The sequence below is a fragment of the Evansella cellulosilytica DSM 2522 genome, from assembly GCF_000177235.2.
Taxonomy (GTDB): domain Bacteria; phylum Bacillota; class Bacilli; order Bacillales; family Salisediminibacteriaceae; genus Evansella; species Evansella cellulosilytica.
The window spans coordinates 2,072,147-2,084,339 of sequence record NC_014829.1 but is presented as its reverse complement, the minus strand read 5'-3'; the positions used below and the strand labels follow the sequence as shown (position 1 = coordinate 2,084,339).

The following is a 12,193-nucleotide window of genomic DNA, read 5'->3' as shown; positions in this document are numbered from 1 at the left end:
TACGATGTTTCTCCCAGCAAACCAATCTCATTTATGATGTAATTTTTTTAAGTAATGGGTGCTGAATCTCTAACTGACTAATTTTCTTTAAACATGTATCTAGTTTTTCCTTTTCATCCCACTGTTTCAAAAGCCATACGTAGGAAATCCATACATTAATATCTTCTGGTGAATCCTCCAATAATTGCTCAAATCTATTTATAGATTTATCACGTTGATCTAATAAACCATAGTTCCAAGCTAATCCATGTAAGGCAAGTCTTTCTTCCATTCCTAGCTCATAAAGTCGCTCATAACAGTACAATGCACAAGAAAAAAATCCTTCCTCTTCAAACTCCGAAGCAAGCGATAAAAGAATTTCTTTATTATCAAACTCATGTACAGCTTGATACCAAGTTTCCATTGCCATCGTGGTATTACCTGTATCCATATAACATTTCCCAAGCCAATAATATGCTTCTCCATCACCTTCACCAGAACCAATTACCTTATTGAAAAATGCAATGGCTTCCTTAGGCATTTCTAATAACAAATAACATATTCCTAAATTATACACTACATCACCATTGAAGAGGAGTTCTTCTGCTTTTTCAAAATAAGAAATAGCTTGTTCTATATCATTGTCGCGCCCGGCTTGAATACCAAGCCCTAGAAAAGCAAAATGCTTCTCTAATTGATCATCACTTCGGTAAATGACATTCAATAAATGTTCTTTTGCTTTATCATTCTTATTGAGATACATATATGAAAATCCTAAGTATAGATAAATGCGAGAGGGGTGTTCCGTGTTATCGACCTCGTTTGATAAGGAATCAATCGCCTTAGAATATAGTCCTAAATGAAAAAAACTAATCCCCTCTACATTCTCCTGTTCCTTCTTAAATGTCAGCGATTCGGATGACAAAAGATTATCCTTTACTTCGTCTAATAACTCTAGTTGTTCACTCCATACATCAAGTAAAATTTCATTTTGCTCTGATAAAAACGCTATCCAATATTTTTTTTCTTTATCTGTTAAATTTTGTTGATTGTTGATTAACCAGTCAGATATTTCTTTCCATTTCTTTGATGAGAACAAAAGAAATCCCTCCAATATCGCAGTCACTTCTATATAAGTGTTCCAACGTAGGAGGGATGTATATACTTCTTATTCATATTTATCTTAAAGTTGATGCTGGCTCAGTATTCATCATTTCAACAATCTCATTATTGTCATTCATAATCGCTACTTTCGGCTCATGAGATTTGCTATCTTCTTCACTCATTAGTTTATAAGAGATAATAATAACTTTATCTCCAGGCTGGACAAGTCTTGCTGCTGCTCCATTAAGGCATATCGTCTTACTTCCTTTTTTACCACGAATGACATACGTTTCTAAGCGTTCACCATTATTATTATTAACGACTTGCACCTTTTCATTTTCTAATATGCCTACTGTATCCATTAATTCTTCATCTATTGTAATACTTCCAACATAATTTAAATTTGCTTCGGTTACCGTTGCTCTATGGAGCTTTCCACTCATCATTTGTCTATACATAATTTCCCCTCCTTTTCCTCTAAGTGAAAAATGACATTATCAATTAATCTAGCTTTGCTATATTTTATTGCTACTGCAATCATGACATCGCTCGAGAGTGTTTTCATTTTCTTTAACGAAGGAAATCCTCTCACCTCTGCATAATCTAAATTCCCTGAAAGTCTTTTTGACAACAGTGTTTTTAACTTAACTTCAATTTTGTCAGTATCGTAGCACCGTTCATCTAATATCCAGTTTTTAACCTCTAATAACGTTTTATAAATATAGGGGGCTTCGGCTCGTTCACTTTTTGTTAAGTTGACATTTCGCGAACTTTTCGCTAATCCGTCATTCTCCCTGACTGTCGGTACACGTACAATATCAATATTTAAGTGGTAGTCCTTTACTAACCTTTCGATGACTGCAACTTGTTGCGCGTCCTTCAAACCGAAATAAGCGCGATCTGGAGTGACGATTCCAAACAACTTCATCACTACTGTTGCAACACCATCAAAATGCCCAGGTCTTTTCGCACCACATAGAACATCCATATGGTGAACTTTAAACGTAGCACTCATCTCTGAAGGGTACATTTCATGAACGGATGGATGAAAAATCGCATCAACCCCGTATTTTTTAGCTACCTCAATATCTTTTTCTATATTTTTCGGGTAGCGATCAAAGTCTTCATTTTCACCAAACTGTAATGGATTAACAAATATACTCAACACAACTAAATCATTTTCTTCTATTGCTTTATTTAATAATGCCTCATGACCCTCATGTAAAAATCCCATCGTAGGAACATAACCAATCGAGGCGTTATTCGATTTATTATCTTTTAACCATATTTTAAGAGCGGGGATACTCGTGAAAATCTTCATGTTTACTTTCCCCCATACATTTTATTATTTAATTGTTCTGGCTGTTTAAATACATGTGATTCCTCTGGAAATACACCATCTTTCACCTCATGATGAAAAGCATGAAGAGAGTCATATACGATGGATGAAACGTCACTATACTTTTTTACAAATTTAGGGACATGTCCTTGTGTATATCCTATGACATCGTGAAAAACAAGCACTTGTCCATCCGTCTCTCTTCCTGCTCCAATCCCAATGACTGGGATTGAAATAGATGTCGATATTACTTTTGCTAATTCCTCTGGAACACATTCTAGCACTAGCATGCACACCCCAGCTACTTCTGCACGTTTTGCTTCTTTCATTAATTTATCGGCTTCACTATTTGATTTCCCTTGGACACGATATCCGCCTAGCACCCCTACCGATTGTGGTGTCAACCCTAAATGTGCAACTACTGGCACACCAGCGCTAACTAATGCTTCCGCCTTGTCTAGAACCGCGCCGCCACCTTCCATCTTAACAGCTGAAGCATTGCCATCTTGAATAAGCCTTTTTGCATGAGAAAAGGTTTCTTCTAAAGATGCGTGATAAGTTAAAAAGGGCATATCAGTCACGATAAACGTATTTTGTGCTCCTCGTTTAACAGCTTTCGTATGATGGATCATATCTTCGATTGTAACAGGGACTGTGGAGTCATAACCTAATACAACCATCCCTAAAGAATCCCCTACTAAAATCGTATCAATGCCAACATCTTCTGCGAGCTTCGCACTTGGCGCATCATATGCAGTAACCATTGTAATTTTGTCGCCATTTTTTTTCATATTAAAAAAATCAGTCGTCGTTTTCATTCATCTCTCTCCTTTCAATTCTCTGAGAAAAGGGAGATCACAGGAACGTTAAAAATACATGATTTTTTTACATGTATAGTAAAAAACAAAAAACTTCTTCCTAGCTGGAAGAAGGTAAAGTCGTTCCTAATGATAAAAGGATATAAATATCCCTCATCTGTTACACCCTCTGTCCCAGTCCAGTTTTGGATCAAGGCAGAAATACAATTTTTCATTTGTGAAATATAAAAGTACAGTTCCTAACGGATACCGTCCAAAAGCATTATAACATAAGAAAGAAGGAGCAAAAAGATTTTTGTTTTTGCTCCTTCTAGCATATTTATATAATCAAGAAATAATAAGAAAATGAAAAGCATGACGCTATTATTCTTTTTCTAGAAGATGAATATCCGCCGAGTAGATCCGATGGCTATTCCCCTCACTATCTTTTAATAAAAGGACACCTTCATCACTTATGCCTTCAGCTACTCCTTTTAATTCGCCATTTGCCGTTTTTGCTAGAATTTCTTCACCAATAGAAATAGCCCTTGCTTCCCAAAGTGGTTTTATAAAGGAAAATCCTTTTTCTAAATATGTATGATATAACCATTGAAACTCCCTTAAAAAATGTTCAATTATTGCAACTCGATGAAACGTTTCACGCGTTTCTAACGACAAAGAGCTTGCAATATTGGCAATACTTTCAGGAAAAGTTTGCTGATTGACATTTATACCAATTCCAATGATAACTGACTTAACTCGGTCAGGATCAGATTGCATTTCTGTTAGTATTCCCGCTATTTTTTTCCCATTAAAAATGAGATCATTTGGCCACTTAATCTGTACATCATAATTAGTCGCTTCCTTAATTGCTCTTGCTAAAGCTACGGCGGCTACAAGTGTTAGCTGTGGCGTTTGTTGCATTTCAATGTTTGGTCTCATAATTAGACTCATCCAAATGCCTGTATTAGCCGGTGAATACCATTCTCTACCTAAACGACCTCGACCAGATGTTTGTTCATTAGCAACAATCAAAGTGCCATGTGGAGCTCCCTCTCCTAAAAGCTTATAAGCTACCTGCTGCGTTGAGGTCACTGTATCCTCATAAATGATATTTTGAAATATGGCATCAACCTCTAAGCGAGATCGTATCGCATGCTCATTAACAACGTCCATTTCTTCAACTAAATGATATCCTTTGTTTGAAACTGCTTTTATCACGTAACCTTCTTTTCTAAGTGCATCGATATATTTCCAAACCATCGTTCTACTTATTGAAAGCTGATTACTAATATGCTCACCAGAAACAAAGTGATCTTCACAAGTTCTCAAAAGCTGCAATACTTTTGCTTTCATTTTATGATCTCCCTTTTTAACGAGTTAAAAATTGCTTTTTTCTCATTCGCTACCTTATTTAGTACAACTGCTTCCTCTACCTTTTTTAAGCGGTCACCAATCCATTTACCACGTTCCTGTGGAAACCACTCTAACAGTTCTTGTCCAGTAATTGCCAACTCTTTATTATCGTGAATAGGTAATGAATCGTATTTGTCTAGTAAAATACTCGATTTATTTTCGCGCATTTGTATTAAAGAAAGCAGCTTTTCTGCAAAAATTAACCTCTCTCGCCCTAATAAATATAAATGATAATCACTCCAAGACGTAGATATGACTTCTATAACGAGTTTACTAATAAATGTAATGTCTTTTACTACTTTTTTTGATAGCTTAAGCTCGCTTAGAATATGGACTGTTTCATTACTATCATAAGAAAAGGAAGCCAGCATCCACCATTCAACATGATGTTTAACTATGAATTCATATGGATACCTTTTCAGGCTTTCAATCACTTTTTTTTCGGGAAACATGAAAGGTATATTCTGTACAACATCCCCACTTACTAATTCACATACCTCTTTTTTGTTAAGTACTGCTGTTACTATTTTTTGAAATTCAGCAGTTATCCTTTCAGCTGCCACCTCTTTTATTAAATGTGCACTGTCAGTTAACAGTGCACTTGTTTTGTTTTCAATTGAAAAGTTAAGCTGTTTAGCAATTCTAATGGCACGCAGTAAGCGAATCGGATCTTCTATAAAACGCTGCCCACTTTGAACAACTTCAATAACCTTCCTTTTAATCGCCAATTGTCCATCATAAGGGTCGATTATATTTCCTCTAATATCTATTGCCATTGCATTAATAGTAAAATCGCGCAATGATAAGTCGCTATATATTGTTGGCTTTTCTCCATTTCTTGCTCGATATGTACTAACTTCTAGTGTGCACCCTTTTATTTTTACGATCAATGTTCCATGGTTACTCCCTACATGAATTGACGACGGAAATATACTTTGAATTTGTTTAATACTTGCCTTCGTGCAAATATCTATATCATTTGGTTTCCGCTTTAAGAGCTTATCCCTAACTGCACCACCAACAATAAACGCTTCAAATCCGTAACTTTCAAGACTATTTAGGATGTGAATTGCAGCGCTTTCGTTAGAAATCATTTTAATTCTCCTATAAGTGAAATAGCTTTTGCATAAATATCTTCGTATTGCTTTACAATTTTACCTTTATGAAAATCACTATTTGCACGTTTTAGAGCAAAAGTTGACATACTTTCATGGAGCTCTTCATCTGTTAAGACTCGGATGGCGAAATCTGCTACCTCCTGTGTATTTCCTAAGGAACTGATAAATCCATTTTTCCCATGTTCGATTACTTCAGGAATTCCTCCAATTTTTGAGCCTATTGCAGGAACACCACAAGCCATCGCTTCTAAAATTACAAGACCGAAGCTCTCCTTTTCTGAGAGTAGCAGTTTTAAATCACTAATAGATAATAAATCTGCTACACGCTTTTGATTTCCTAGGAACCTCACCCTATCTGAGATCCCTAACGCATCGACTTTCTCACGAACTACTGGTAAATCGGGTCCATCACCTATCAATAATAATACTGAGTCTACCTCCTCTTGTATTTTTAGAAAAGCATCAACGACGTCAGGAACCCTTTTCACCTTCCTAAAATTAGATACGTGAACGATAATTTTTTGTGACTCTTCAATATTCAACTGCCCTTTTAAATATGTAGCGTCTCTCGGAAAATAAACTCTATGATCGACAAAATTATAAACCGTTTCTATCGGCTTCGACGTCTGCAAGAGTAAACTCGTTTGCTGAACTAAGTCATTTGATACTGCTGTGACAATGTCTGATTTCTCAATTCCAAACTTGATCATGTCTTTAAGTGAAGGGTCGTACCCTAAAACAGTAATATCAGTACCATGTAATGTTGTTACGACTTTAAGATGGTCACCTACCATTTCCTTCGCTAAATAAGCACTAATTGCATGTGGAATTGCATAATGAACATGTAGAATATCTAGCTTCTCTCTCTTAGCAATTTCGGCCATTTTACTAGCAAGAGCAATATCATATGGTGGATATCGAAATACAGAATACTGATTAACTTCTACTTCATGGAAAAAAATATTTGCTTGACACTCATTTAGTCGATAAGGAACACTCGAAGTAATAAAGTGAACCTCATGACCATTTTCGGCTAGTGCTTTCCCTAATTCCGTTGCAACTACACCAGAGCCGCCAACAGTTGGATAGCACGTAATTCCAATTCTATAGCTCATTCTTTTATTCTCCTAATAAACTTGTCATTAACAACGGTTTTTCCGATTTGAATCCTTCTGCATAGGCGAGCCCATGATCACTTCCTAATAAATGCTCTCTCCCTCTTACCTTTTCTATATACCCATCAGTTAGTGGTGTGTCTACACCGGTAACTCCTTTAGTAAACTGACTTTCATAACAAGAGAGTGCTTTTAATTTCTTATCAATAAAGTCGCTTATATCAATCACAAAATCTGGTACAATCATTCCATTAATTTGGTAGTAATATAAGTAATTAGGACGGTATGCAACGAAATTTGAGTCAGGTGCAAACTTTTTTATTCCAGCTGAAAAAACAGCTTCTTTTACGAGAACACTACAATGTCCATGATCGGGATGCCTATCGTTACTATTCGGTGCAAATACTACTTTAGGCCTATACTTTCTAATGACATTAACAATGGCAAGTATACATTCTGATTTACTCTCAAAAAGTCTTCGATCCTGAAATGACAATTGAATCCGTTCCGTTTGAAGTACTTTAGCTGCTTTATCGGCCTCTAATTGTCTACCTTCAACAGTTCCATTAGAAGATAACTCAGCCTTCGTTAAATTAAGAATAGCAGTTTTAAAACCTTTACTAGCATATTTCGCTAGCGTACCTCCCATACCAATTTCTACATCGTCTGGATGTGCACCTATCGCAAGCATATCCAATTGTTTAAAATTCATTACTGTCTTCCTTCCTCCATGTTGCCTTTAACAATTTCTCGCCACTTGAAATCGCCTCTTTGCAATCCTCTTAACAATATTTCAGCAGTAGCCATGTTTGTAGCTAACGGTATACTATAGACATCGCACAACCTTATTAATGCTGTAATATCAGGCTCATGTGGTTGTGCAGCTAATGGATCTTTAAAGAAGACAACGAGATCCATTTCGTTCTCTGCTATTTTAGCCCCTATTTGTTGATCTCCCCCTAAAGGGCCAGATTGAAAACGATGAATGCTTAATGAGGTTGCCTCCATAATTCTTTCTCCTGTAGTTCCTGTAGAAAACAAAGTATGTTCCTTTAAGACTTGTTCATATGCTGTTACAAATTGAACCATATCATCTTTTTTTCTATCATGGGCAATAAAAGAAATATTCATTTTCGTTCCTCCTCGACTTTCTCTATATAATTGTTATCAAACTAGCTAGAGGTGATCTGTTACATGTTAACTACTCAATAATGTGTTCTAGACCATAAACGAGCACGTCTATTTTCATTACTGTTTCACAAGCTAATTTTACACCTGGCATAAAGGATTCACGATTTAGCGAATCGTGACGAATTTTCAATGTTTGACCTACTCCACCAAATATCACTTCTTGATGGGCAACGAGACCTGGTAAACGGACACTATGGATGTGTAAGCCATCAAAGTCTGCGCCTCTTGCACCTTGTAGAGTTTCTTTTTCGTCAGGATGACCTTGCGATTTTTTCTCCCTTACTTCTGTAATCATTTGAGCTGTCTTCACCGCTGTACCAGATGGCGCATCTAGTTTACGATCATGGTGCTGTTCTATGATTTCAACATCAGGTAAATATCGCGCTGCCATTTGTGAAAATTTCATCATGAGAATGGCTCCAACAGCAAAATTAGGTGCAATAATAGCCCCTATTTTTTTATCTTCAGCTATGTCAGAAAGCTCCTTCACATCTTCATCAGTGAATCCAGTAGTTCCAACTACGGGTCTTACGCCATTTTCGAATGCAATTTTCATATGCTTCTTTCCAGCTTCGGGTGCAGTGAGATCAATCAATATATCTGCATTCACTTGTTGAAAACAATCATTCATATCTTCAAAAATCGGAACATCTAAAGGAAGCATCGAAGGAACATCCTTCATTTTCAATCCATTATGTTCTATATCGACCACTGCCACAAGTTCAAAAGCTTCTTCATTTGCTACCATTTTCACTGCTTCTTGCCCCATGTTACCACGAGGTCCTGCTACTACAATTTTTAACATCATTCATTAACTCCTTCATTATTCATTTTCGTCCAACGGTCCTTATCTCGTGTTTCAAACTTTTTCATAACCATTTGTAATGCTTCATCTAGATTCACATTTAACGAATTAGCCAGGCAAATCAACACGAAAAAAACATCCCCGATTTCTTGTTCAACTGTTTTTTCTTCTTCAGAATCTTTTTTAGGCTTTTCACCGTAAAAATGATTTATTTCCCTAGCAAGCTCGCCTAATTCTTCTGTTAACCTAGCCATCATAGCTAACGGACTAAAATATCCTTCTTTAAACTGACTTATGTATTCATCTACTTGTGCTTGAGCATCTTTAATAGACTTATTATCCATTTTAACCCTCACTCTCTGAAAATGAAAACGTAAATATATTTCATGTTCATGTTAGCGAAATCAACACCATTTGACAACTATGAAGAACGTTAAAGAAGAATATTCTTATTATAGTGTATTTTTGACATTATTTCACAAGAAATCATTGTACCTTTCTACACCATCTTATATAATAAAGCAGTCATTTTAACAAATACTATACTCGTTTAAAGTGAGGTGAATGAAATGCTCGGTTCTATAAGAATAAAAAACATTATATTTATTTTAATAGGAACAGCAATTATGTCTTTTGGATTAGTTTATTTTAATATGGAGAACAATTTAGCAGATGGTGGTTTTACAGGTATCACGCTTATATTATACTTTATGTTCTCAATAGACCCAGCCTATTCAAACTTAGCACTAAACATTCCACTATTTTTTATCGGTTGGAAAGTGTTAGGACGTAATGTATTTATTTATACAATTATCGGTACATTAAGCGTTTCATTATTTCTATGGATTTTTCAGCGTTTCCCCATCATATCATTACCACTATATGACGATTTAACACTAGCGGCACTATTCGCTGGCGTATTTATTGGTGTTGGGCTTGGAATCGTTTTTCGCTATGGAGGTACGACAGGTGGCGTCGACATTATAGCTAAAATGGCTTTTAAGTATTTTGGATGGAGTATTGGAAAAACGATGTTTTTATTTGATGCCGCTGTTATTTTATCTTCTCTTATTTATTTAAATTACCGTGAAGCGATGTATACTTTATTAGCTGTTTTTATAATAGCTAAAGTCATTGATTTTATGCAGCAAGGAGCATACTCTGGTAAAGCCGCAATGATTATATCGGAAAAATCTGAGGATATAGCAGCTATCATTTTAAAGGAAATGGACAGAGGAGTAACGATATTAAAAGGAAAAGGTACTTTTACAGGTTTGGAAAGGGAAGTCCTTTATTGTGTTGTCGGAAAAACAGAAACTGTAAGACTAAAAAATTTAATTTCAAAGATCGACCCACATGCATTTGTTACTTTAGGAGATGTTCAAGATGTAATGGGTGAAGGTTTTACTCTAGATGAGAACAAACGACCATTACAGCATTGAAGAATATAAGCTAAACATACCCTATCTGATCGGGGTGGAAAAAGTGAGATATAAGAAAAACTTATAGCGAGCTTGGTGAAGCTCGTTTTTAGTTTTTCTTAAATGCCGTGAAGGGTTGGTGCCCATGTCTTTGAAGTAGTAGCTACATCGATGGCACCACAACCTCTTACTAGAACTAATCAATGTACCATTCATTGTCAAGTAAACCACTACAGTTACCCAAAACAAAAAGCCTCGCAATGTGCTGAGGCTTTTTCGTATTATTATTAATCTCTGTTCATTGCTAGGAACATGAGAACAAATCGAGCTAATTCTATTACTGCTACTAATGCGGCAGCAACATAGGTTAATGCTGCGGCGTCTAATACCTTTTTTGTTTCTCTCTCTTCATTATTACGTATAACTCCTGCTGAGACGACTTGTTCCATTGCACGGTTGGAGGCATTGAACTCAACCGGTAATGTTACAAGCTGAAATAAAACAGCAGCGGACATAAATACGATTCCTAGTAATACGAGTTGAGGAATGGTCATTAAAAAACCAGCAATAATAATGAAAATAGCTGTATTGGATCCGAAGTTTGCTACTGGGACTAATGCATGACGAAAGCGTAAAAAGGCGTAACCCTCGTAGTCTTGCATAGCATGGCCAACTTCATGAGCAGCTACTGCTGCGCCTGCAACAGAATTACCATAATAATTGTGTTCTGACAGTCTGACTACCTTTTTTCTCGGATCATAGTGGTCAGTTAACTGTCCTTTTACAGGTTCAACTGTAACATCATATAATCCATTATCATTTAAGATTTTTCTTGCAACTTGAGCTCCAGTCATGCCGGAAGAGGAAGCAACTTGGGAATATTTCCTATAAGCACTCTTCACTTTGGATTGTGCCCATAAAGGGATTATCATAAGCACTGCAAGGTAAATGAAATAAGCTCCTATTGATTCAAACATATTACTCACCCCTTTAATGAAATACTCTAGTTAGTAGTATATTTTAATTTTAATCAACCCGCTATTTTGTGTCAACGACAATGCATTAACGGAGACGACGCCGATCTCTCCTACGTTGTTTTTCCCTTTCTTTTTCCCCTTTATACTTTTTCCAACCAGTATATGTTAAAGAAAGGACGATCGCACCACCAATTGTTAACATGACCCAAATTAAGGATGGATCAGAAGTATCTTCTTTTGTACCATCATAAATCTTATTTAACTGTGCTTCCATTCTATCTAAATGCTCCAAAATTTCCTTATCATTTTGAAAGTTTCCACGCAAATGCTGTAAATATTTTATTTGTGCTTCTATCATTTCATAGTTTTCATCTTCTAAACTAATCGACCATGCAGGACGGACTGTTTCATAACTATTAATAAATGCATTTAAGTCATTTTGAAATTTAGTATTGTTGCCAGCTTCAACCGCACTTTTCATATTACTAATTGGTGTTATAAGGGAACTTCTCGTTCTCTCCCATAGCATTTCATGTGGTGCATCATATACATCGACTAATAGCCTTAATTTAGATGCTTTTTCCACTCTATCTTTATGTGGCAACGATACACTAACAACTGCTTCATTTACTTCGTCATACACAGAAGTAATAACTTGCAGCTCTCTCATCGTTAAGTTTTCATCTGCAGCACGGATAGATAAGAAATCATCTGAAAAACGGTTAAGCAACTCTTTTGCATCATCATAGTTCCCTTCTTTTACGTTTCGTAAAATAGAGTCACTAGTATGATTTAATTCCCGCCACAGATCTTTTTTTTCTTGAGTACCTGTCTGTTCTGCAGTTCCTATTTGTATAGGCAAAATAATAAATATCGAAAGAACCAAGAATATTTTAAATAATCTTTCAGCCATGCCTGTCCCTCCTCTAGT

The 12,193-nt window shown here is 36.0% G+C and carries 14 protein-coding genes; 1 reads left to right on the top strand and 13 read right to left on the bottom strand.

All coding sequences use genetic code 11. From position 1 onward, the window contains the following. Nucleotides 1–31: 31 nt before the first annotated feature. The 11 genes from BCELL_RS09555 to BCELL_RS09505 all read right to left on the bottom strand — a co-directional run bounded on the left by BCELL_RS09555 (nt 32) and on the right by BCELL_RS09505 (nt 9,208). A complete protein-coding gene (locus tag BCELL_RS09555; RefSeq protein WP_013488504.1) occupies nt 32–1,078 on the bottom strand; it encodes a tetratricopeptide repeat protein in 1,047 nt (348 codons plus the stop codon). A 79-nt stretch (nt 1,079–1,157) separates the two neighbouring features. Beyond that, nucleotides 1,158–1,541, bottom strand: coding sequence for an aspartate 1-decarboxylase (gene panD, locus BCELL_RS09550; protein WP_013488503.1), 384 nt, complete (start codon nt 1,539–1,541; stop codon nt 1,158–1,160). Then, the gene (panC, locus tag BCELL_RS09545; RefSeq protein ID WP_013488502.1) at nt 1,526–2,404 is read right to left on the bottom strand and encodes a pantoate--beta-alanine ligase; all 879 of its coding nucleotides are present in this window, start codon (nt 2,402–2,404) and stop codon (nt 1,526–1,528) included. Before panC ends, panD begins: the two co-directional genes overlap by 16 nt. A gap of 2 nt (nt 2,405–2,406) precedes the next feature. Continuing rightward, nucleotides 2,407–3,240: a 3-methyl-2-oxobutanoate hydroxymethyltransferase gene (gene panB, locus BCELL_RS09540; RefSeq protein ID WP_013488501.1), complete on the bottom strand. Its 834-nt coding sequence runs from the start codon at nt 3,238–3,240 to the stop codon at nt 2,407–2,409. 363 nt (nt 3,241–3,603) lie between these two features. Next, a complete protein-coding gene (locus BCELL_RS09535) occupies nt 3,604–4,575 on the bottom strand; it encodes a biotin--[acetyl-CoA-carboxylase] ligase (RefSeq protein WP_013488500.1) in 972 nt (323 codons plus the stop codon). Beyond that, nucleotides 4,572–5,729: a CCA tRNA nucleotidyltransferase gene (locus tag BCELL_RS09530; protein ID WP_013488499.1), complete on the bottom strand. Its 1,158-nt coding sequence runs from the start codon at nt 5,727–5,729 to the stop codon at nt 4,572–4,574. Before BCELL_RS09530 ends, BCELL_RS09535 begins: the two co-directional genes overlap by 4 nt. Beyond that, nucleotides 5,726–6,868, bottom strand: a complete 1,143-nt coding sequence (gene bshA / locus BCELL_RS09525) for an N-acetyl-alpha-D-glucosaminyl L-malate synthase BshA (protein ID WP_013488498.1) — start codon at nt 6,866–6,868, stop codon at nt 5,726–5,728. The genes BCELL_RS09530 and bshA overlap by 4 nt, the downstream gene beginning before the upstream one ends. A gap of 4 nt (nt 6,869–6,872) precedes the next feature. After that, entirely contained in the window at nt 6,873–7,580 is a 708-nt protein-coding gene (gene bshB1, locus BCELL_RS09520) for a bacillithiol biosynthesis deacetylase BshB1 (protein WP_013488497.1), read from the bottom strand. Then, nucleotides 7,580–7,999: a methylglyoxal synthase gene (gene mgsA, locus BCELL_RS09515; protein WP_013488496.1), complete on the bottom strand. Its 420-nt coding sequence runs from the start codon at nt 7,997–7,999 to the stop codon at nt 7,580–7,582. The genes bshB1 and mgsA overlap by 1 nt, the downstream gene beginning before the upstream one ends. A gap of 70 nt (nt 8,000–8,069) precedes the next feature. Next, nucleotides 8,070–8,864, bottom strand: a complete 795-nt coding sequence (dapB, locus tag BCELL_RS09510; protein WP_013488495.1) for a 4-hydroxy-tetrahydrodipicolinate reductase — start codon at nt 8,862–8,864, stop codon at nt 8,070–8,072. Continuing rightward, nucleotides 8,864–9,208: a nucleotide pyrophosphohydrolase gene (locus BCELL_RS09505; protein ID WP_013488494.1), complete on the bottom strand. Its 345-nt coding sequence runs from the start codon at nt 9,206–9,208 to the stop codon at nt 8,864–8,866. Before BCELL_RS09505 ends, dapB begins: the two co-directional genes overlap by 1 nt. A 225-nt stretch (nt 9,209–9,433) precedes the next feature. On the opposite strand from BCELL_RS09505, the gene BCELL_RS09500 reads away from it, so the two are divergent. Next, a complete protein-coding gene (locus BCELL_RS09500) occupies nt 9,434–10,306 on the top strand; it encodes a YitT family protein (RefSeq protein WP_013488493.1) in 873 nt (290 codons plus the stop codon). 266 nt (nt 10,307–10,572) lie between these two features. Here BCELL_RS09500 and BCELL_RS09495 read toward each other — a convergent pair whose 3' ends face one another. Then, on the bottom strand, nt 10,573–11,262 hold the full coding sequence (locus BCELL_RS09495; RefSeq protein ID WP_013488492.1) for a zinc metallopeptidase: 690 nt from the start codon (nt 11,260–11,262) through the stop codon (nt 10,573–10,575). 85 nt (nt 11,263–11,347) lie between these two features. After that, nucleotides 11,348–12,175 (bottom strand): sporulation protein YpjB, encoded by an 828-nt coding sequence (locus BCELL_RS09490; RefSeq protein ID WP_013488491.1) that lies wholly within the window; start codon nt 12,173–12,175, stop codon nt 11,348–11,350. Between the last annotated feature and the right edge of the window lie 18 nt (nt 12,176–12,193).